Below are 20,517 nucleotides of genomic sequence, written 5' to 3' on the forward strand. Positions count from 1 at the left end.
CCGGCGCGTCCTCCGGTCGCGCGTCATACCGGTGTGCCCGTCGTCATATCCGCCACGTCACTGGTCGGGCAGGTCCTCCGGCGGCGCGTCCTGCTGACGCAGGCGGCGCCGGAGCAGGCCCTTGGGGCGGGTGACCTTCAGCTCCGGATGGTCGGGGTCGTAGTCGGCGATGCGATCGCGCAACTGGCGCACGTTGCCGTACTCGAAGTGGGCGGCGCGCAGCAGGTAGTCGCCGAGCGCGCTCCCGTACTGGACACGCTCCTCCTCGTCGAGGCCGAGTTCGTGGCTGCGCCTCTTGCCCCAGACGAGGTCCTTGATCTGCTCCTCCAGCTGCTCCAGCCGGTCGTCGAGGACCTTGACGAGCTCGTAGGGCTCGGTGAACCTGCCGAGGTAGACCCGGAGCAGCGCGGGGTTCTTCAGCATCACCGGCTCGTCGACCGGCGGGCTGGAGACCCACTGCCGGAGCACCTCCTCACCGCGCTCCGTGGTCTGGTACAGGGTGCTCCGCCTGACCCTGCCGATCGTCACCTCGCGCTCGGTCACCAGCCCCAGGTCCCCCAGTCTCCGCAGCTCCCGGCGGATGTGGCTGATGGCGGGGGACCAGTAGAACCAGCGCAGCGTGTAGTCGCACCGGACCTTGATCTCGGCGGCGGACAGCTCCTCGTCGAGGACCGACAGAACGCCCAGAACCGTGTAGGCGGTGGCGGGGAGCGGTGCACCGATCTCTGCCTCGGGCTCGTCGTCCACGGGATCAAGTCTAGTGGCGGGCGCGGCGCCGACGGCACGTCCGGCCCCGTCCCCCGGAGGTGTTCGCCTCGGCCGCCCACCCCGCCGACGATCCCGCGGGTTCCCAACCGGCCGGAAGCGTGATCGGCCCCCGCCGGTCCTGAGCGCCCGGTCCGTCCTGAGCGCATCGGGCCGAGCCGCTCGCGTACGGCGGCAGGGTGCGCGGGCTCCCGGGCGCGCACCCGGCCCCGACTTTCGGCAGGTCGCCAGGGGCGAAACGCGTTTCCGAGCCCGCCGCGAAGTACGATCGATCAATGACCGAAATGACCGAAACCACGCCCGGCTGGCTCTCTCCCGACGAGCTGGAGTCGACCCGCGCACGAATGCCGATCCTCTACGTCGACGCCGTGCCGGTGCGAGTCGACGAGGCCGGAACGGTCACGCGTGTCGGCCTGCTGCTGCGCATCGGAGCGGACGGAACGGTCAGCCGCGCCCTCGTCTCCGGCCGGGTGCTGCACCACGAGCGGGTCCGCGACGCGCTCATCCGCCATCTGGAGAAGGACCTCGGCCCGACCGCGCTGCCCAACATCCCCGCCTCTCCGCAGCCGTTCACCATCGCCGAGTACTTCCCGACGCAGGGCGTCACGCCCTATCACGACCCCCGGCAGCACGCGGTCTCCCTCGCCTACGTCGTCCCGGTCGCGGGTGACTGCCGCCCCCGGCAGGACGCCCTCGACCTCGTCTGGTTCACTCCCGAGGAGGCCTCGTCACCACTGGTGCAACAGGAGATGCTCGGCGGCCAGGGCACCCTGCTGAAGCAGGCCCTCGCCTACGTCGGCTGCCTCTCCTGACCTTCCGCCGCCGGAAGTCCCCGCCGGCGCGAGGAGAACGGGCCACTGTGCCCTCGTGGGACCAGGTCCGCCGATGCCCGCCCGGCGGCGTTCCAGTACAGAATGCGCTGGTCCCGAGCCGATTGCAGCCACCTCCAAGACGTCTTCAAGCCGATCGAAAGACCATCGATCATCCTCGACGACGAAAGGAGGACCTCTCATGAACAGAAAGCACAAGGCCATCGCGGTCATCGCGATGTTCTTCGCACTCGGCGGCGCGCAGGCGCTCACCGCCGGTTCCGCCTTCGCCATGCCCCCCGTGTGCAACCCCATTCACGACTGTGGCGAACCAGAGCACGGAGGCCTAGGTGGCGGTGGAGGTGGCACCCCGCCTCCCCCACCGCCCCCGCCCCCGCCGCCGCCGAGCACCCCGGGCACTCCCGGCTGAGGTCCGCCGCCCGTCTCCTCAAGTCCGCTGTACCCCTGAGTCGACGCGCCTTCGACCTCTAATGGGTTCTCATCGCGAGGATCGACAAGGGCTTCACGGGATGCCGCCCCGATCCGGGCGGCATCCTCCTCAAGGCTCACCGGGTGCGGCTGGCCAGGAAGCGGCGCCATTCCGGGTTGGTCCGCGCGAGTGCTCGCAGCGAGGCCGGGACCTGGGGCCTGGGGTCGTTGCCGTCCAGGCGCAGTTCGGTGAGCGCGGTCAGCTCACCCAGCCACTCCGGCAGCTCGGCCAGCCGGTTTCTCCGCAGATCGAGACTGGTCAGGGCGGTGAGGGTCCGCATCGACTCGGGAAGGGCGGTCAGCTCGTTCACACCCAGGTTGAGGGACCTGAGGGCGGTGAGCCTGCCGATCGACTCCGGCAGCTCTCTCAGCTTGGTGTTCCACAGGCTGAGAGAGGTGAGGGCGGTGAGGTTCCCGACTGACTCCGGCAGGCCGCCGGTCAGTGGGACGGATTGCATCTCGAGACGCTCCAGAGCGGTCAGCTCGCCCAACCACGGAGAGAGGTCGGCGGGCCGGCTGTATGCCAGGTCCAACCGGGTGAGGGCGGTGAGACGGGCCATCGACGCCGGGAAGCAGTCCGGCCCGGCGTACCACATACTGAGCCTGGCGAGCCGGGTGAGGTCGCCGATCCACTCGGGCACCTCCAGGTCATGGAGGTTGTTCAGGTCGAGTTCCGTGAGGCCGGTGAGCTCGCGCATCGAGTCGGGAAGGCGGCGCAGTCCGGTCACCCCGACATCGAGGCGGACCAGTCCGGTCAGCTCGCCGATCCACTCGGGCAGGGCGGTCAGCGTACGGTTGTGCCCGAGGTCGAGCTCGGTCAGCGTGGGCAGGTCGGTCAGGAACCGGGGAATCTCGGTCAACCAGTTGGATTCCAGGCACAGCACCCGCAGACCGGGAAGCTCGGCCACCTCCTCGGGCACCTGGACCAGGCCGAGACCCGACAGGTTCAACGTGTCCGATCCCTCGCGCAGGTAGGTGTTCATCCGCCGCCGAGCGGTCCGAAGCACGTGATTCACCGCTGCCACCTTGATTTTCTCCTTGCCCGTCAACAGGATGTGACCGGCGATCACGGTAACGACGAGGACTTGCGACCCGGTTGTGGATCATTGAACTTGTTTCGTCCTCGGGGTGCGGCGTCGCCGGTCACGGCATGAGCGAGTCGGGGCGCGTCCGGTGAATCCCGGTCGACTCGCACCACGCCGTGAGACCCCCGGTCATTTAAAGATCATTCGGCCGTGTCGCCGCCGCCGACGTTCATGGTCATCACACCTGGGGACTTTGGATACTCGCCCTGCTGACGACCTCCTCCGCCGTCAGGGGAGCCTTGGGGTGGTGGGTCAGGCAGAGCGGCACCCGTACCTTGGTGAAAGCGGTCCCCTCGGCGGCCAGGTAGAACTGACCGGCCGTCAACCGGGAGACGTCGTCGACCCGGCCGCCCTTGGCGCGGGCCACCTCCTTGGCCGCCTCGATCTGGGCGGGAGCGTTGAGCAGGCCGAAGAACTGGGTCGCCGCGTTTCCCGGGATCATGTTGTGCAGCCCCTTGGGCGCCTGGGTGGCGAACACCAGGCCGAGGCCGTACTTGCGCGCCTGGGCGGCCAGCATCAGCGTGCTCTGCGTGCAGGCGGTCATCGCACCGGACGGCGCGAAGGTCTGCGCCTCGTCCATCACGAACAGGCCACCCAGCGGGCGGTCACCGGCCGGATGCCTCCTGATCCAGGCGAACAGCGCCATCTGCAACTGGTTGACGAAGCTCTGGCGCTGCTCGTCCGAGAGCAGGCCGACAAAGCTGATCACCGAGACCCGTGCCCGTTTGCCCGGTGGTGGAGTGAGCAGGACACCGGGATCCGCAGGAGTTCCGGTACCGGCGAACAGAGGGTCGATGACCATCGCCGCCTTCAGGGTCTGCGCCAGGTCGGCGGCGATCTGCTCGGCCTTGTCGAGCCCGCTCACCCCGTCCGGCAGAGCGGCCAGTAGCCCGATGAGACCCGGCAGCCCCTGTCCGCCCGCGCGCCCGTAGTGCGCGACGACCTCCCGGAGCACGGCCTGCCCGCGCTGGGCCTTGACCATCTTGGAGTCGAGTTTGGCACGCGGCACGAGCGAGGCGACGGCGGCGTCCACCGCCGCGCCGAACTCGTCGGGGTCCGCGGCGAGGCCCGTGAAATCGGGCAGCGGCTGGAAACTGAGCGGCCGTCCGGCTACCCGGCGGGGTGTCCAGATGACGACATCGGTGGCGGCCAGGTAGGCGGCGGCCTTCTCCCGATCACCGGGCCCCCACCCCGAGGGCTGTTCCGGCCAGCCGTCCCCGAGCCGTGCCAGGTCGTTGTTGGGGTCGAGCACGATCGCCGAGACTCCCTGGAGCGCGCATTCCTCGACCAGGCGGCGAATGAGGACCGTCTTCCCCGACCCGGTTCCAGCGAAGATCACGGCGTGCTTCCGCAGCGCCTCCAATTCGATCCCGACGGTTCGCCCGCCGGGAACGGTGTCGCCGAGGGGGATGTACGGCGTGGTCGCCTTGGTGTCCACGGGGTCGGCGGCCGGCTGCTCGACAGGTTCGGTGCCGGTGTCACCAAGGGCCTCGCGCAACAGCGCGACCTCGCCCGCCGGCCGCCGCGCGGCGAGCCAGGCCCGCAGGTTCGGCGGGTTCTCCGCGTACAGTTCACGCAGCGCGGCCAAGACGCCGAGATCCTCCTCGCTCACCGCAAGCACCCTGCCCCCCGCCCGCTCGAACGCGGTCACGGCCTCGATCGTTCGGGGTCCCTTCGCCCAGGGGATCGTACGCAGGACGAACAGCTTCCGCCTGGGGACCTCGGTGTTCAGTCCGGCCGCCACCGAGGCGGTCCGCAGGCGACTCAGCGCGGCGATCGCATTCGTGGCGGCGATGGCGCGGAACGCCCAGTGCGCCTCGTCCTCGGTCTCCTCGTCCAAGGTGTGCCGCAGCCGGGCGTGCAGCGGAGGCTTCCTACCGGGTGGCGGGTCGACGCTGAACTCACGTCCCGCCCCGCCGAGCCCGTCGATCCAGGCCGACAGCCCCGCCGCCAGCAGGGCGGGCATCACGGCGTCCTCGACGGTGGCGTCCAGGGCGTCGGTCACGCGCGCCTTCTGCCGGAGTTCGGCGAAGCGGGAGTCGATGGCGCTGAGGCGGTCATCGGGGGCAGATGCCCGATGCGAATCGGCAGTCTGGCCGAGGCGCTCCAGTTCCCGCACCTCTCCGTCGTTCAGGCATGCCTCGATGTGCGCGTCGATCCTCATCAGGAGCTGTCGCGGGGTGAACTCGTCGGCATCGCCGAACACGGCCTCCCGTACCGGCCAGGTCGAGTAGGGCGGCTCGTAGCCGAGTTCGGCGAACCGGGTGGTGAACCGCTTCTCGACCAGGGCGCGAGCGGCCTCGGCGTCGGGGAGCGGTTGCAGGTCGGGCATCGGCCGGAACCGGTCGCGCGCGGTGGCGGTGGCGAACTTCTCGATGAGGGTCCAGGTCTGTTGCAGGCAGGAGACGATCGTCAGGGTCCTGCGGGTGACCTCGCGCAGCGCCATCAGGCCACCGGCCACCTGGTCGACCACGATCAGGTCGTGCCAGTCGTGTACTGCCGTTCCCTCACCGCTGACCGGAGACTGCGCCACGAGCACATCGATCTGGTCGACGGCGACGACGGACGGCCCGGTCAGCGCCAGGAGGCGGGAGAGGTCCTTGACGATCTCCTGTGGCGTCTTCGGGAACTGCCGGATTCCCCAGGCCGCGCGCTCGCCCGGCTCCTCCTCGGGCAGCGCGGAGAGAAACCCGTCGCCGATGTCCTGCATGCCGTGGTCGGCACTGGCATAGAGCACGAGCGCGCGCAGGCTGTCCTTGGCCCCCTTACCGACCTGGACATCGAACTTACGTAAACCGGCCGCGAAGGCGTCGAGCCCCTCGCGCGTCACCAGACGGTTCCCGATCACCTCGCGTTGCGCCCAGCGCGGCACGTCGGCCAGTTCCGCCAGCCGCCGGAGCAGGATCTTGACCTGGCTCTCCCCCTCGCTGCCGTCCCGCAGCAGGCCGTCGAGCATGGAGATCAGCGTGCTCTCCCAGAAGGTCCGCGCGTCCAGCAGGCTGACCAGGAAGAAGTAGCCGTTCTCCCGCTGGATCCTTTCCCTGGTCCAGCCGAGCAGGTGGGTCTTGCCCGAGCCTCGCTGACCGCGCAGGACCAGACCGATCGGGCTGGTGGCGCTCCCGGCGGCCACGTCGACGATCCCGCCGAGAATGCCGCGTTCCACGTTCGGGTTCAGGCCCTCCACGTGGAAGGGCGAGGGGCTCCACACGTCTTCCGGGCCCTCGGCCCAGTTGAACCTGAGCGCCTGAAGGGCTTTCAGTTCGCGGCTGTTCATCGTGCCTCGATCGAGATCAGATGCTTGTCCTGGTCGCCGATGGTCACCGCCGCCGCCCTGGCCTCGGGGGTGAGGGTCTTCTGGTTGTGCTCGGGCATGATGCTCACGCCCGGCAGGTGGATCATCCCCTTGAGCGCACCGTCCACCTCGGCTCTGGTGAACTCGCCGAGCAGCGGTCGCAGCCGCGCCAGGCCGACCGAGGCGCCGGGCTCGGCGGCCAGCTCGGTGTAGGCGGCGCGGATGCGCGCGGTGACGTCCCCGGCCTCGACCGGATCGTCTTTGACGGGAAAGATGTCGGCCGGGCTCTGGCCGGTCCTCGCCAGGAAACCACGCAGCCAGAACAGCAGTGCACGGTTCATCGCACCGGCCGCGCCACTGGGCACGGGAATGCCGGATCGGATCTCCTCGGCCATCCTGGCCCAGCCCTGGTCGGTCAGGAGATGAACGAACGCCCGGCCTGCCTTCCGGCTCTGCACGAGCTTGAGATCGTTCAGTTTCAGGCGCGATTTCCCGTCAAGGGTCAGGCCGTAACGTTTCTTAAGATCGGGGTTGGAGATCTCATTCACCTCGACCATCAACACCACCAGCGCCGCTGTCTCGGAGAGTGTGAGTTCTGTTCCCGGCATATCCCTGTCCTTCGCGCGTGCGGTGGGTTTGCAGAAACTGCTTCAGCTCGCGGAGCACAGCCGGCATGTCGGCCATGACGCGTTCATTGGTGAAGCGCAGGACCGCGTAACCGTCCCTTCCCAGCCGCGCGTCCCGCGCCAGGTCGTCGGCGAGCCTGCCCGGGCGGCGATGTTCCGGGCCGTCGAGCTCGACGACGCAGCGCTCGTCCGGCCAGCACAGGTCCACCCGGATGGGGTTGACCAGCGGGTGCGGTTGGTAGGTCTGGTTCCAGGCCCGCCCCGCGGCCCACCCATGAGAGCTGAGCGCCCGCTCCAGTGCGGACTCCACGGGGCTGAACGGATGCGGAAGCCCCGCCGTGGCCGAGGAAACGGAGACGTGTCGCAGCGGCTCGGACCGTACGGTCACCGTCTGGATCCGGTCGACGGTGACCAGCGCGGCCCCGGTGAGCCAGACACCGAGCCCACCGCGCTGGACAAGCCACTCACCGGCCGCCACCAGCGTCTCCTCCTCGGCGGCGGAGAGCCCCTCCGGCACTTGGACCAGTATCGAGGTACGGGGACGACCGAGACTCGCGGCGAACGCCAAGGCCAGCCCGGCGGCGCGCACCTCGGTCATGCCGGGGTGACCACGGGGCACCGCACCTGTCAGGGACCGCGCGGCGAGATCCATCAGGAAAGGGGCGAGGTGCCGATGACCGGACGCTGCCCGCCTTGCGAGTTCGCGCACGGCGGGCACGGCCGCGCCCCCCGGACCGTCGATGCCCTCGGCACCGGGTAGCCAGGCCGGGAAAAGATCGACGACGTTTCTTTCCAGTTCATGAAGTACGTCGGCGACCGTTTCCGCGACGGTCCGCCCCCCGCCCGCGAGGTAGCTGAATATCGCGGGGGAACCTTCGGGCAACGCGCCGGTCCGCGACATGACGACTGCGGAACTCACCCCGCACGCCCACACGACACGACACGTCGGCAACTCGGCCCACGACTGTGCCATGCCGTTTTCCTTTGAGGGGCGGATGGTACGACCTAGCAGAGGCTAGGGGAGCGCAGGAGGCGGCGTATGCGTTTTCGGCAAATCCTCAACTGCCTCTGAAGTCATACGCATCACGACAGGCACGAATTCCAGTCGAGCGAAATTCGAACCGTTCAGAGCACATCTCGGGACCGAACCTCTTTCGCTACCGGATTCGCCCCTCAACTCGATAGGCATACAGCCGGCCGACACCTTCGCGTCCACTGTGACCTGCTCTGCCACACCCCGGAGCTCAGCCCCGCCCCACACTTATCACCCGCCCATTCCCAACTCCGGTACGCCGGCCCGCGATGGGCAGGCCCGTGAAGGACCGCGCGGGTCATGCGACCATGGCAGCGAATGTGACGGCGGAACGAGGAAGACGATCGCCATGCCGTGTGACTCACGTGGCGGTGCTCCGCCCGGACTGCTGCCCGCCGCTCCGGCCGCGGTCGCCGGAGCGATCGTCGAGGTCCGCACCATCGGCGGCTACTTCGAGGTCGAGGCGGCCGAGGCCGAGGCCGGATGGCGGCCGTTCACCGATCTGTGGACCGATCCGGGCGTCCTGGAGGCGAGAATCCACGACATGGCCGGACGGCTGGGCACCGCCGAGCACCGGGTGGCCGCCTCGATCCTGTTCCAGGGCCTGGCCGCCCGTCTGTGGTCCCCGTGCATCGGTGCCGTGGTCGCGCACGACCTGCTCATCGACCTGGCCCCCGGGCACCTGTACTGGCGGCCGGCCCCCGACCCGCTGCCGCTGCGGGCCACCCGGCTGTCCGGCTGGGGCATCCGCGACCCCGCGCGGATCGCCGAACCGGTCTACCGCGCCATCATGACCGAGACGCTGGAACCGCTCGCCGCGGCAGTCCGGCGGATCGTGAAGATCGCGCCGGGGCTGTTGTGGGGCAATGCGGCCTCCGCACTGGTCGGAACCGTCGGCGCCGTCACCCGTCGACGGCCCGACCTCACCGCGAAGGCCGTGCGGCTGGGCCGCGAACTGCTGGACCGGGATCTCCTGCGCGGCACGGGCGAACCGACCGAGCCCGTACCCGGCCGTCCCTGCTTCGTCCGTCGCAGCTGCTGCCTGTACTACCGCCTGCCCGGCGGCGGCATGTGCGGTGACTGCGCCCTGCTACCACCCCGCCGCCCACAGACCCGCCGCTCTGACTGACGCTCTTCGTTCTGCTCGCCACAACCGATTCTCGGCTCCGCCGAGTACAGACCGGGTCGAGTACGCCGTCACCGGGGAACCTTCCCGTCGCCTCCGGCCCGAGATCCCGGGGACCCTGCCGGAGCCGATGGAGGCGGTCAACTACGTCCGACGACGCCGAGGATGCCGGGCTTGCTGAAGTCGACGGTGATCTTCTCTCCGTACTCGTTGTACTCGGAACGCCACGCCTCGACCGGGACGATCCCCGGCTCCAGCAGATCCATTCCGTTCAGCAGCTCGGCCAGCTGTTTCGGGCCGCGCGAGGTGAGAGCCCCCGCGCTGGTCGAGCGGTAGACCTGCTGCCCGGCCTCGTGCACCTCGGCGCTGACCTCGGCCTCGAAGGCGTGCGTGACGATCAGATAGCTACCCGGGACGAGCCGTTCGCGGATCGCGGTGATGATGCGGGTGACCAGTGCGTCGTCGGGGATGAAGTGCAGCATCGAGATCAGCAGCACGGCGACGGGCTGGGTGAAGTCGATGGCGTCTGTGATCTGCGGGTCCGTCAGGAGCTTCTCGGGTTCCCGCATGTCGCCCTGGACGACAGAGGTGAGGTTGTTGTCCGCCAGGAGCGCTCGGCCGTGCGCCAGGACGATGGGGTCGTTGTCGACATAGACCACCCGGGTGTCGGGCGCGATGCGATGGGCGACCTGGTGCACGTTGTCCTGCGTCGGCAGCCCCGACCCGATGTCGAGGAACTGCCGCACGCCCTGGCCCGTGAGCAGTTCGACGACTCGCGAGAGGAACAGCCGGTTCGCCCGGGTTATCTCGCGGATGCCGGGCACCACCTGCATGAACTGTTCCGCGGCCGCCCGATCGGAGGCGAAGTTGTCCTTCCCTCCGAGGTAGTAATCGTACATTCGAGCAACACTTGGAATATTCGGGTCGATACCCGCCGGAACAGCCTCTTGCTCAGCCATACCCTCACCCTTTCTCGCCTCCGGAAAGGATATGGGAAATCCGCAAGATCGTGGATCTTTGCTGACAAACCATACGTGACCGCCACTGGAGGGAGCACCCCCGCGCGCACTCCGGCATCCCCGGCTCTACCTGTTCCGACGCACCGAACCGGAGTTGCTCTCGGTGCTCCGGTAGCTCTGGTGACCGGGCACCCAGGTCCAGGTCTCCGTGCGGTCACCGTTCCTGACCGTCAGCGTGCCCGAGGGCTCGTAGTCCTCCGACAGGGGGGACCAGGGAGGCAGGGGCTCAGGGTCGGCGTAGGCGACCGGCGCGGCGAGCGCCACCGTCGAAACGGCGAGAACAGCGGCGACGAGATAACGGAAAATGGACATTTGATCCCTCAGAAGGTGTAAACGGTACGTTGGTGATATTGCCTGATAAAAGGCAAAGAGAACCACGCCGATGATCAAGACTCTGGTCGATTCACATTCGGCCCGGCCGCCCGCTCCAGTGCGAGACCGCTCATCCCGGTGAGGAGTGGCAATCGTCGACGGCGGGCATCCCGTCATCCGGGTATCTCGCCGGATTCCCCTCGGGGCCCGGCCTCATTGGACCGATCGCACTTGGCAGAAGCTTGGTGCCCGGCATGAGCGAGCGAGGTCCCGGCCCGTCGGTCGCCCTCGGAAGCTGTGAGCCAAGGCGGCGGTACGCAGGACGCCAAGTCTCCGCCAAGGAGCGTCGGTCAACCTGACGGGGTCAAACCATCTGGCCCTGCACACTGGGGCGGGGCCCCTCCCTGAGGAGAATCCCAATGGCGCGCGGTCTGTCCACCAACCACAGCAAGTTCGCCCTCGCGGACGGCATGACCGTCAACCACAGCGAGATCGTCCTCGCGGACGGCATGACCCTCAACCACAGCGAGATCGTCCTCGCAGACGGCATGACCCTCAACCACAGCGAGACCGTCCTCTAGAACAGCCGATCATCGACTGCTGTTCCTCGCCGGAAACGTTCCGGCGAGGAACAGCGGGTTCAAAGACATCATCTACGACGTTGAACGGTCCTTCTGAATCCACGGACCACCACAGGCGACAAGCAAGATAGGTGAAACGGATGCCGGTGCGCGGATTGCTGCCACGTCTTCCACGGCAGACCTGGCTCATTCTCAGCGGCGATGCCGTGTCCGCGCTCGGCACGGGGATGACACTGCCCTTCTTCCTCATCTACCTACACCGCATGCGGGATATCGACCTTGCCGTGGCAGGGCCGATCTTCTCGATGATCGCGGCCGCGGGACTCATCGGAAACCCTCTCGGCGGTCTGCTCGCGGATCGCTTCGGCGCGAGGCAGACCAGCGTGGCGGGCCTTGTCATCGTCGCCGCGGGAACCGCGGGTCTGGCGGTCATCCAGTCGGCCTGGCAGGGATTTCTCGCGGCCGGGGTGTACGGGCTCGGCATCGCGATCACGGCACCGGCCTTCCAGTCGCTTCTCGGCGGCTCGGTGCCCGCGGAGCTGCGGGCACAGGTCTTCGCGGTCCGGCAGGCCGCCATCAACGTCGGCGCCAGCGTCGGAGGGCTGGTGGCAGCGTTCGTGGTGAGCTTCTCGTCGTTGCAGAGCTTCGTGATCCTCTACCTGTTGGACGCGGCGACGTTCCTGATCTTCGCCGTACTGATCGCCCGGTTCACGGATAATCCTCCACAGATCCAGAAAACGCCGATCACCGCCGTCGCGGGCGGGTATCGCGAGGTGGTTTCGAACCCGATACTGCGGAGAATCTGGGTTCTGGTTGTAGCCGTGGTCGTGTGCGGGTTCGTGGCCTTCTACACCGCCTATCCGATCTACGCCACCGAGGTCGGCGGGCTCGACGCCGGAGCCCTGCGCTTCACCTTCATCGTGCAGGCATGCATGGTCGTGGTCGCCCAGCTCTTCGTACTCCGTCTCATGACCGGTCGGCGCCGGACTCGCGGGTTCGCGCTCTGTGCCGTACTGATGGCCGGGGCGTGGGTGACGGTACTGGTCACCCCACTGCTGGGAGGCGGCGGGATCGCCCTGACCGGATTCACGATCGCGCTGATGCTGTTCGCCGTCGGAGAGGCCTGTCTCGCCCCGACCATCCCGCCGATCATCAACGATCTCGCCGACGACTCGAACCGGGGGCGGTACAACGGGGCGTACACCCTCGCTTGGACCAGTGGTTACGTCATCGGCCCCGGATTGGCCGGTATGGCGCTCGGCGCCGGCTACGGTTCGGCGCTCTTCATGGTGCTGGTGGGACTGCTCGTCCTGGTGGCCGCCCAGACGATCCGGCTGGAGCGGTTCCTTCCTCCGTCGGTGAACGGGATCTCCGCCGAAGCGGCTCCCGCCGAGGCGATCGAGGTGGCACAGGGGCGCGACTCGCATGACGGCTGAAGAGACACGGTCCAGCAGGACCGCCATGACGGAGCTCGACCTCTCCCGTGAGCACGAGCGGGCAGGCCGCTATGCGGAGGCGTACGACGGCGCCATGGTCGCCGTCCGCGATCTCACCGACGGCGTCCGCGCGGGCCACGCGGACGCTGGTGACGACCTCGCCGACGCCCTGCTGCTCGCGAGTCGGCTGTGCCTGCGCCTTGGACGCCATGACGAGGCCGAACGCCACCTCGAACGCGCTGCCAAGGCCACCTGGACGGGCGATCCGAAGGTCCGGCTACGGGTGACTGTGGACCACGCCGATCTGCTGCGGACCAGGGGGCGCTACGGAGACGCCGACGTGATGCTCAGGGACGCTCTGGTCCTGGCGGAGGCATCCTGCGGCCCTGACTCCCTCGAGGTCGTCCGGGTCTGCAACAGCCTGGGGGTACTTCACAAGTACACCGGTCGGTTCGACGAGTCCGAGCGGTCGTACCAGCGCGCTCTGCGGATCGTCGAAGCCCTGCACGGCACGGACCATCCCTACCTCGCCGACATCAACCACAATCTCGGCGGGCTGAACCACGCACGCGGCACCCACGCGCTCGGCGAACCCTTCGCCCGCCGCGCGGTGGAGATCCGGCGGCTGGTACGCGGCCCCGCCCACCCCGAGGTCTCCGGCGACCAGGTGGCGCTCGCCGCGATCCTGCGCGAACTCGGCGAGGAGGAGGAGGCCGAGCGGCTGCTGCGCGACGCCCTCGCCGTCTTCGAGGAGTGCTTCGGGCCGGAGCACTACGAGGTCGCGTCGACTCTGAACAACCTCGCCGCGTTCCAGTACGCCAGGGGGGACCTGGGAACGGCCGAGGCGACCTATCGCAGGGTGCTCACGATCAAGGAAGGGCTCCTGGGCGAGGACCATCCCGAACTGGCCCTGACCCTGAACAATCTCGCGGCGACCCTGCGCGGGAGCGGCCGGCCCAAGGAGGCCGTGACGCTCCTGGAGCGGGCGCTGAACCTGCTCGACGGCATGGTGGAACGGGACCACCCCGTCCGGCTGGCCTGCCTCGAAAACCTCGGCGCCTGCCGTCGGTCGACGAGCTCACCAAAAGCCCGGTGAAGCGGCGACGCACAGCGGACCGGCACCGGAACGCGCCCGGGAGTGGCTGGAACCGCCCTGACAGCAGGCCCGCTACCAGCGCTTTGTAGTGGATTCCAAGCTTTCCTTAAGGATGATCGGTGATCCTGTCCGCGTTCTAACCGCTTGGGTCGCCCCCAGAACCAAGCTGCGCTCACAGGAAGACACCCATGTCATGTCAGTCCGACCTTGGCCTGTCCGTCCACTACGACGAGCCGCCCCCGCCAGGAACCTCTCCAAAATGATGTCCTGAGGCGGTCACGCGGTGTGGACACACCCGCGCGGCAGTCCCCGGCATCGCCGCGTCCGAACTCCGGAAATGGCACGTGCCAGGTTCAGACCTGCCGACGCTCAATGCTGGGTTGGAATTAATGGTGGCGTTTCGGATTCTTGGCGCGTTCGAAGTGGTCGGCGCCGACGGGCCGGTGAACCTCGGCGCACCACGACAGCGCTCGGTTCTCGGGCGGCTACTGGTCGCCCGTGGCCGGGTCGTGCCGACCGCGCGCATGATCGACGACCTGTGGGGCGACCACCCTCCGGGAAGCGCCGTCGCCTCGGTGCACTCCTACATCTCCAACCTACGGCGCGTCCTGGAATCGGGCCGCGCGACGGGCGTCCCGCCCCGGGTACTGGTCACCGTCTCTCCCGGTTACGCCATCCGGAGCGAGGATGTCGACGCCTGGCGGTTCGAGGACATGGTGCGCAGGGGAGCCGCGTTCCTGGGCGCGGGAGACACCCGCGCGGCCCTGCGCGAATTCGACATGGCGCTCGGGATCTGGCGGGGACCGGCGTACGCCGAGTTCACCACATCCGACTGGGCGCTGCCCGAGATCACCCGCCTGGACGAGTTGCACGCCATGGCCGTCGAGCACCGCGCGAACGCCGCGATCGCGCTCGACTCGCCGGGTGCCGTGGTCGCCGACCTACGCGCCCACCTCGCCGAACACCCGCTGCGGGAGGAGGGGTGGCGGCTGCTCGCGATCGCCCTCTACAACCAGGGCCGGCAGGGGGACGCGCTCGTCGCGCTCAGGCAGGCCCGCCACACCCTGGTCGAGGAACTCGGCATCGACCCGAGCCCGAGGCTGCAACAACTGGAAGCCGACATCCTCTCGCAATCCTCCGCGATAGCGCGACCGGCCGCCGCGAACGAATCGTCGGAGCGCGTGACCTCCTCCACCGCGTGGTTCCCGCCGGAGAAGGCCGGCGAGGCGAAGGGCGCTGCGGGTCCGGAGACCGGCGACCAGATCTTCGGCAGGGAGAGAGAACTGGGCCTGCTCTCCGGAATGTCCCGGGGCATCGCGCTGATCAGCGGTGAGGCGGGCATAGGGAAGTCCGCCCTGGTGAAGGCGGCCATGGCCGGATACTCGCGCCTGGGCTGGCAGGTCGCCGTCGGCCGGTGCCCGGAGACCGGCGGGGCTCCGGCCGGATGGGCGTGGGTGGAGATTCTGCGTCTCCTCACCGCTCAGGTGGCCCCCGCTGACAGGGTGGCCGCGCAGATCCGGCGGCTGCTCGCCGATCCGGACGCTCCGCGCTCCGCCCACGGCGACGCGGACCTCACCTCCGAGCGGTTCCGGCTCCGCCGCGACCTCGCGGTGTACTTCGCGGACGCGGCCCGGGTCTCGCCGTTGCTGCTCGTCCTTGACGATTTACATCGCGCCGACGAGGAGACACTGGCCACCCTCGTGGACCTGGCCTCCGAGCTGAGAAACACCGAAGTCCTCATCGTCGGCACCTTCCGCGAGGAGGAGGCGGACGGACTGGCCGAGACGCTGGCCGCGCTGGCCCGCCACGAGCCGGTCCGCATCGTCCTGAACGGGCTCGACCAGGACGCGGCCGGCAGCCTGCTGGCCGCCGTCTCGGGCACGACGGTGACGCCGGGCACGCTCGCCGCCGTGACCGGCCGCACCGGCGGCAACCCCTTCTTCCTGCGTGAGACCGCCCGCCTGATCGCCGCGGAGGGCGAGGACGCCGCCCTGTCGACCGTCCCCCCGGGAGTGCGTGACGTGCTCCGGCGCAGGTTCGCCCGCCTGCCCGCGTCCATGCGGGGGGTGCTGAGCGAGGCGGCGGTCATCGGCAGGGACTTCGACATCGACGTGCTGATAGATCTGAACGGCAACGGCGAGGAACCCGTCGTGGAAGCGGTCGAGACGGCCCTGGCGGCCGGACTGCTCGCCGAGCCCGAAGGCGGCGGGCTCCGCTTCACCCATGCCCTCACCCGGGACGCGCTTTACGATGACATGTCCCGCATGCGGCAGATCCGCACCCACGGCAGAGTCGCCGCGTCCCTCGAACGGCTCCGTCCGCGCGGGGTCTCCGCCCTGGTCCACCACTTCGTCGCGGGCGGGGAGCCCTCAGCCGCCGCGCGCCACTGCGTGCTCGCCGCCGAGCGGGCCGAGCAGCGCTTCGCGTACCGCGAGGCGGCTTCCTTCTGGGGGCAGGCCATCGAGCTCACGGACGAGAAGGATCCGGAACTGCTCGTGGGACGGGTCAGGGCCCTGGCGCTCTGCAACAAGCTGGACGAGGCCAGGAAGCTGCGGAAACGGGCGATCCAACTGGCCCTTCCGCACGCCGACCACGAGCTGACCGCACGGGTCGTCGGCGCCCTGGACGTGCCGACGGCATACCGCACAGAGGGGGGCGGCGAGGACTCTCCCGAGGTCGTCCGGGTGATCGAGGAGACGCTCTCCCAGCTGCCCGAGGGCGACCGCGCGGCACGGTGCTCGCTGCTCACCTCACTCGCCTTCGAGCTCGTGGGCTTCGAGGGCGATGAGGCGATGAGAGGCGCCAAGGCGGCCGACGAGGCGCTGGCCATGGCCAGGCGACTGAAGGACCCGGAGGCTCTGGCGGGGGCGCTCAACGCCCGTCACCTGTACACCTTCCGCGGTGACGGTGACGGTGCCGCCGACCGGCTGAGGATCGGAACCGAGCTGCTGCGGCTCGCCCAGGCCCACGGCATGGTGATCGTCGAGATCCTGGCCCACCTGATCCTGGCACGGCAGGCACTGGAGTGTCTCGACCACCCGCGCGCGGAGCACCACACCATCCGGATGGAACAGCTCTCCGCGCAACACCGTCTCAACGGGCCGGGCTCCCTCACGACGTGCCGCCGGGCGGTGTGGCCCGCGATCACCGTCGAGCACAGAACAACCGGACGGCTCTACCGCGCCACCGCCCGCGCGCACCTTCTGCAGGACGAGCGGTGGTCCGAGCCCATCTCCTACCACCTGCCCACCGGCACGGAACGGTGACTTGATCTCGTGAAAGCCGACCTGGAAGCGGACCGGGCGGGCACGTGAGCGCTCAACCGCTTGGGCAGGAGCCGCATCTCCCGATCTCCGAGACCCGGATGCCGCACGTCCTGAGGGGCCCCGTCACTCCCTCTGCCTGGACTGCCTGGAACTGCTCTCGGAGCTCTGGTAACTCTGATGGCCGGGCTCCCACGTCCAGGTCTCCGTGCGGTCGCCGTTATTGACGGTCAGCGTCCCGGAGGGCTCGTAGTCTTCGGACAGCGGGGACCAGGGCGGGATCGCGCCGGGAGCGGGGCCGGGGTCGGCGGACGCGGCCGGCGCGGCGAGCGCCACCGCCGAGACGGCGAGGATGGCGGTGACAAAACAGCGGGTAACGGACATGTGCTCTCCCGGAATGCGCGGATGATATGGCGGAGATATCGCCCTATCTCAGGAAAAACGAACCACATCGATGATCAAGACTTTGACCGAGTCACGTTCGGTTCGGCTGTCCACTCCGATGCGGTACGCACAGGCTCACACGCCGCCCGATCGTTTCGGTTCGGGCGGTGAGCGGCGTGGTCAGCCGGACGCCTCCGCGGAGGCGCCGACCGAGCGGATGACGGCGTCGGGGATGACGAGGTCGGCGCGGAAGCGGGTGGTGGCGACGAGGTCGGCGTTGCGCTGGTCGGTGCCCAGCACCCAGGCGACGGCGTCGTCGCGGTCCTTGCCGAAGTGCTCGTGGCGGGAGACGAGGCGGCGCACCCGCTCCTCGGGGCCGAGGTCGCAGTACCAGACCTCGTGCAGACGCGGCCGCACGCGCGACCAGTCACCCTGGTCGAGCAGCAGGTAGTTCCCCTCGGTGACGACGAGCCTGGCGGCGCGCGGGACCGGGATGCTGCCGGCGACCGGTTGCTCCAGGTCACGCTCGAACGCGGGCGCGTAGATCACGTCGTCCTCGTCCTCGCGCAGCCTACGGAGGAGTGCCGCGTAGCCGGCGACGTCGAAGGTGTCGGGCGCCCCCTTGCGGTCGCGGCGACCGAGCCTGTCGAGCTCGACGTCGGCGAGGTGGAAGCCGTCCATCGGCACGTGCGCCACCCACTCCCGCGCCGGCAGTCCCTCGGGAGGCGTCGGGCGCAGCATCGCGACCAGGTGCTCGGCGAGGGTGGTCTTGCCGGCCCCCGGGCCGCCGGTGATGCCCAGCAGCGCGCGGTGCCCCTCCCGTACGAGGGAGCGGGCCCGCGCGGCGAGGTCGTCGAGGGAGGTCACCTCCCCGAACCTAGCCGAGCCGCCCCCCGGCCTCCAGCGGAAGAACCGCCGGAGTCAGCCGGAGTCGGCGTTGAAGGAGAGTTCGGAGGTCACCCGGTAGCGGTCGCCCCGGTAGATCGAGCGGGTGAACTCGACGATCCGGCCACCGACGTCGCGGGTGGTGCGCTCGAAGAGCAGGGCCGGGGCGTACTGGGGGACGTGCAGCAGCTCGGCCTCGGTCTCGTCGGTGACCGTGGGCTCTATCGTCTGCACCGCGGTGCGGACGTCGACGTTGAAACGTTCCCGGAGGAACCGGTAGAACGACCCCGACTCCATGTCGGCCGGGACGAGGCCGTCGACCAGGGCGTGCGGCAGGTGGATGCGCTCGATGGCCATGGGCTCGTCGTCGACGACGCGCAGCCGGACGACCCTCAGGACGGGGTCGGCGGGAGAGAGCTGGAGCCGGGCGGCGAGCCGCGCGCCCGCGGGGGCGGAGCCGAACTCCAGGATGCGGCTGAGCCAGTTGCCCTCGGCCGGTGGCGCGTAGAACGAGTTGCCCGTCGTCGACGCCAGCGCCTGGGTGACCCGGTGCGGCCCGGTGAAGGTGCCGCGCCCCCGCTCGCGGACGAGCAACCCCGACCTGACCAGGTCGTCGATCGCCGCGCGCACCGTGGGCCGGGAGACTCCGAGCTCCCTGCAGAGATCCCGCTCCGAGGGGATCGCCTCGCCCGGCTTCATGTCGGCGATGAAGTCGAGCAGGACATCGCGCACCCGGTCGCGCTTGAGCCCGGACCTCATGTTTAGCGTCACGCCCCCACCTTACCTAGACATTACCTATTAGTTACCAGTCATCCGCGGAAAAACAAGCCTTGACGACGGAACTGGTAAGGGCCACCCTATGCGAAGCAGGCCAATTACTTACCAATACATGACCTCTTGGAGTACCGATGGGGTACCGCCTCCGCGCCACCGCGGCAGTGCTGACACTCGCCGCCGGCCTCACCGCATGCGGCTCCTCCGAGCCGTCCCCCTCCGCGGACTCGCCCGGCTCGGCCGGCGCCGGGCAGGGCGCCACGAACCTGACCGTGTGGGTCATGCGGGACAGCTTCTCCGACGCCCTGCTCGACCGCTTCCGCACCGACTATCTGGCGGCCCATCCGGGCGTCACCCTCGACATCCAGATCCAGGAGTGGGACGGCATCGGGCAGAAGGTGACCAGCGCCCTGGCCAGCAATGACGCCCCGGACGTCATCGAGGTCGGAAACACCCAGGTCGCCGAGTACGCCGCCAGCGGCGGGGTGAAGGATCTCACCGACAAGGTCGCCGACCTGGGCGGCGGCGACTGGCTGCCCGGCCTGGCCGAACCGGGCAGGATCGACGGGCGCCAGTACGGCATCCCGTGGTACGCCGCCAACCGGGTGGTGATCTACAACAAGGACCTGTTCGCCAAGGCGTCCATCACCGCCCCGCCGAAGACGAGGCAGGAGTGGCTGGAGATCACGGCCGACCTCAACAAGGGCGGCGACCAGGGCATCTACCTGCCCGGCCAGAACTGGTACACCCTGGCGGGATTCATCTGGGACGAGGGCGGCGACCTCGCGGTCAACGAGGGCGGCACCTGGAAGGGCGGCCTCGGCACCCCCCAGGCGCTGGCCGGCGTCGAGTTCTACCGGAACCTCCAGGCGCTGGGCAAGGGCCCCAAGGACTCCGACGAGGCCAGGCCGCCGCAGGCCGACGTCTTCGCCAAGGGCGACGTCGCCCAGCTCATCTCCGCGCCCGGTGGCGCGGTGGCGATCGAGAAGGCCAACCCGGAACTGAAGGGCAAGCTCGGGTTCTTCCCGATCCCGGGCAAGACCGCCGACAGGCCGGGCGCGGTGTTCACCGGCGGCTCCGACCTGGTCATCCCCGAGGCCTCGAAGAACCACGAGGCGGCCTACCAGGTGGTCAAGGCGCTGGCGGGCGAGAGGTTCCAGGTCGACATGGCCAAGGAGATGAGCTATGTGCCCAACCGCGTCTCCCTTGCGGACGCGCTGAGCGGCAACGAGGCGACGGCCGCGATGGCGGCGGGCGCCGCGAGCGGACACGCCACCCCCAACTCCCCCAACTGGGCCGCGGTCGAGGCCAAGAACCTGATCAAGGAGTATCTGACCAGGGTGCTCACCGGGGGTGACGCCGCCGTCGAGGCCGCCAAGGTGGACCAGGGCATCGCCGAGATCCTCAACACCACGTCCTGACACCCGCCCGGCGGACCGATCGAGCGCGGGGCGGCTCCCCCGCGCGGGTCACCCGGCTTTCCCCGCACCGCCCACGCGCCCCGTGCCGGTCCGCGCAGGCCCCGTACCGCCACCCCCGTAC

Annotated in this window: 18 protein-coding genes; 8 read left to right on the top strand and 10 right to left on the bottom strand. The window is 69.2% G+C overall.

All coding sequences use genetic code 11. The features are described 5' to 3' along the window. Window positions 1-57: 57 nt before the first annotated feature. Window positions 58-747, bottom strand: coding sequence for a hypothetical protein (locus AB0K21_RS40155; protein WP_343962405.1), 690 nt, complete (start codon window positions 745-747; stop codon window positions 58-60). Between the two features lie 293 nt (window positions 748-1,040). On the opposite strand from AB0K21_RS40155, the gene AB0K21_RS40160 reads away from it, so the two are divergent. Both AB0K21_RS40160 and AB0K21_RS40165 read left to right on the top strand, forming a co-directional pair. Beyond that, on the top strand, window positions 1,041-1,577 hold the full coding sequence (locus AB0K21_RS40160) for an NUDIX hydrolase family protein (protein ID WP_343962403.1): 537 nt from the start codon (window positions 1,041-1,043) through the stop codon (window positions 1,575-1,577). 199 nt (window positions 1,578-1,776) lie between these two features. Continuing rightward, window positions 1,777-2,004, top strand: a complete 228-nt coding sequence (locus AB0K21_RS40165) for a hypothetical protein (protein ID WP_343962401.1) — start codon at window positions 1,777-1,779, stop codon at window positions 2,002-2,004. Between the two features lie 136 nt (window positions 2,005-2,140). Here AB0K21_RS40165 and AB0K21_RS40170 read toward each other — a convergent pair whose 3' ends face one another. From AB0K21_RS40170 to AB0K21_RS40185, 4 genes are all read right to left on the bottom strand, one after another. After that, window positions 2,141-3,079: a hypothetical protein gene (locus AB0K21_RS40170; RefSeq protein WP_343962399.1), complete on the bottom strand. Its 939-nt coding sequence runs from the start codon at window positions 3,077-3,079 to the stop codon at window positions 2,141-2,143. Window positions 3,080-3,326: 247 nt separating this feature from the next. Then, a complete protein-coding gene (locus AB0K21_RS40175) occupies window positions 3,327-6,422 on the bottom strand; it encodes a DUF87 domain-containing protein (RefSeq protein WP_343962397.1) in 3,096 nt (1,031 codons plus the stop codon). Then, window positions 6,419-6,997, bottom strand: coding sequence for a hypothetical protein (locus AB0K21_RS40180; protein ID WP_343962395.1), 579 nt, complete (start codon window positions 6,995-6,997; stop codon window positions 6,419-6,421). The genes AB0K21_RS40175 and AB0K21_RS40180 overlap by 4 nt, the downstream gene beginning before the upstream one ends. Continuing rightward, window positions 6,981-8,039, bottom strand: a complete 1,059-nt coding sequence (locus AB0K21_RS40185) for a DUF559 domain-containing protein (RefSeq protein ID WP_343962393.1) — start codon at window positions 8,037-8,039, stop codon at window positions 6,981-6,983. The genes AB0K21_RS40180 and AB0K21_RS40185 overlap by 17 nt, the downstream gene beginning before the upstream one ends. A 409-nt stretch (window positions 8,040-8,448) precedes the next feature. On the opposite strand from AB0K21_RS40185, the gene AB0K21_RS40190 reads away from it, so the two are divergent. Beyond that, the gene (locus AB0K21_RS40190) at window positions 8,449-9,228 is read left to right on the top strand and encodes a (2Fe-2S)-binding protein (RefSeq protein WP_343962391.1); all 780 of its coding nucleotides are present in this window, start codon (window positions 8,449-8,451) and stop codon (window positions 9,226-9,228) included. Between the two features lie 137 nt (window positions 9,229-9,365). On the opposite strand, the gene AB0K21_RS40195 is transcribed toward AB0K21_RS40190, so the two are convergent. Continuing rightward, on the bottom strand, window positions 9,366-10,184 hold the full coding sequence (locus AB0K21_RS40195; protein WP_343962389.1) for an SAM-dependent methyltransferase: 819 nt from the start codon (window positions 10,182-10,184) through the stop codon (window positions 9,366-9,368). Window positions 10,185-10,310: 126 nt separating this feature from the next. After that, the gene (locus tag AB0K21_RS40200) at window positions 10,311-10,556 is read right to left on the bottom strand and encodes a hypothetical protein (RefSeq protein ID WP_343962387.1); all 246 of its coding nucleotides are present in this window, start codon (window positions 10,554-10,556) and stop codon (window positions 10,311-10,313) included. A gap of 419 nt (window positions 10,557-10,975) precedes the next feature. Here AB0K21_RS40200 and AB0K21_RS40205 point away from each other — a divergent pair, with 419 nt between their 5' ends. From AB0K21_RS40205 to AB0K21_RS40220, 4 genes are all read left to right on the top strand, one after another. Then, complete coding sequence (locus AB0K21_RS40205) at window positions 10,976-11,137, top strand: hypothetical protein (RefSeq protein ID WP_343962384.1); 162 nt, start codon at window positions 10,976-10,978, stop codon at window positions 11,135-11,137. A 140-nt stretch (window positions 11,138-11,277) separates the two neighbouring features. Then, window positions 11,278-12,573: an MFS transporter gene (locus AB0K21_RS40210; RefSeq protein WP_343962382.1), complete on the top strand. Its 1,296-nt coding sequence runs from the start codon at window positions 11,278-11,280 to the stop codon at window positions 12,571-12,573. A gap of 25 nt (window positions 12,574-12,598) precedes the next feature. Continuing rightward, window positions 12,599-13,669 carry a tetratricopeptide repeat protein gene (locus tag AB0K21_RS40215; RefSeq protein WP_343962380.1) on the top strand — a complete coding sequence of 357 codons (1,071 nt, stop codon included), beginning with the start codon at window positions 12,599-12,601 and terminating at the stop codon, window positions 13,667-13,669. Window positions 13,670-14,013: 344 nt separating this feature from the next. Next, window positions 14,014-16,935 (top strand): BTAD domain-containing putative transcriptional regulator, encoded by a 2,922-nt coding sequence (locus AB0K21_RS40220; RefSeq protein ID WP_364157700.1) that lies wholly within the window; start codon window positions 14,014-14,016, stop codon window positions 16,933-16,935. 123 nt (window positions 16,936-17,058) lie between these two features. Here the strand turns inward: AB0K21_RS40220 and AB0K21_RS40225 are convergent, their stop codons facing one another. The 3 genes from AB0K21_RS40225 to AB0K21_RS40235 all read right to left on the bottom strand — a co-directional run bounded on the left by AB0K21_RS40225 (window position 17,059) and on the right by AB0K21_RS40235 (window position 18,972). Beyond that, a complete protein-coding gene (locus AB0K21_RS40225) occupies window positions 17,059-17,316 on the bottom strand; it encodes a hypothetical protein (RefSeq protein ID WP_343962376.1) in 258 nt (85 codons plus the stop codon). Window positions 17,317-17,496: 180 nt separating this feature from the next. Further along, window positions 17,497-18,183 carry a nucleoside/nucleotide kinase family protein gene (locus AB0K21_RS40230; RefSeq protein ID WP_343962374.1) on the bottom strand — a complete coding sequence of 229 codons (687 nt, stop codon included), beginning with the start codon at window positions 18,181-18,183 and terminating at the stop codon, window positions 17,497-17,499. A 54-nt stretch (window positions 18,184-18,237) separates the two neighbouring features. Next, window positions 18,238-18,972 carry a GntR family transcriptional regulator gene (locus AB0K21_RS40235; RefSeq protein WP_343962372.1) on the bottom strand — a complete coding sequence of 245 codons (735 nt, stop codon included), beginning with the start codon at window positions 18,970-18,972 and terminating at the stop codon, window positions 18,238-18,240. 137 nt (window positions 18,973-19,109) lie between these two features. Between AB0K21_RS40235 and AB0K21_RS40240 the strand changes: the two genes are divergently transcribed. Next, window positions 19,110-20,396, top strand: a complete 1,287-nt coding sequence (locus AB0K21_RS40240) for an extracellular solute-binding protein (RefSeq protein ID WP_343962370.1) — start codon at window positions 19,110-19,112, stop codon at window positions 20,394-20,396. The last annotated feature ends 121 nt before the right edge of the window (window positions 20,397-20,517 follow it).

Origin of the sequence: Streptosporangium sp. NPDC049248 (genome assembly GCF_040678965.1) — a bacterium.
In the GTDB taxonomy this organism is placed as follows: Bacteria; Actinomycetota; Actinomycetes; order Streptosporangiales; family Streptosporangiaceae; genus Streptosporangium; species Streptosporangium fukuiense.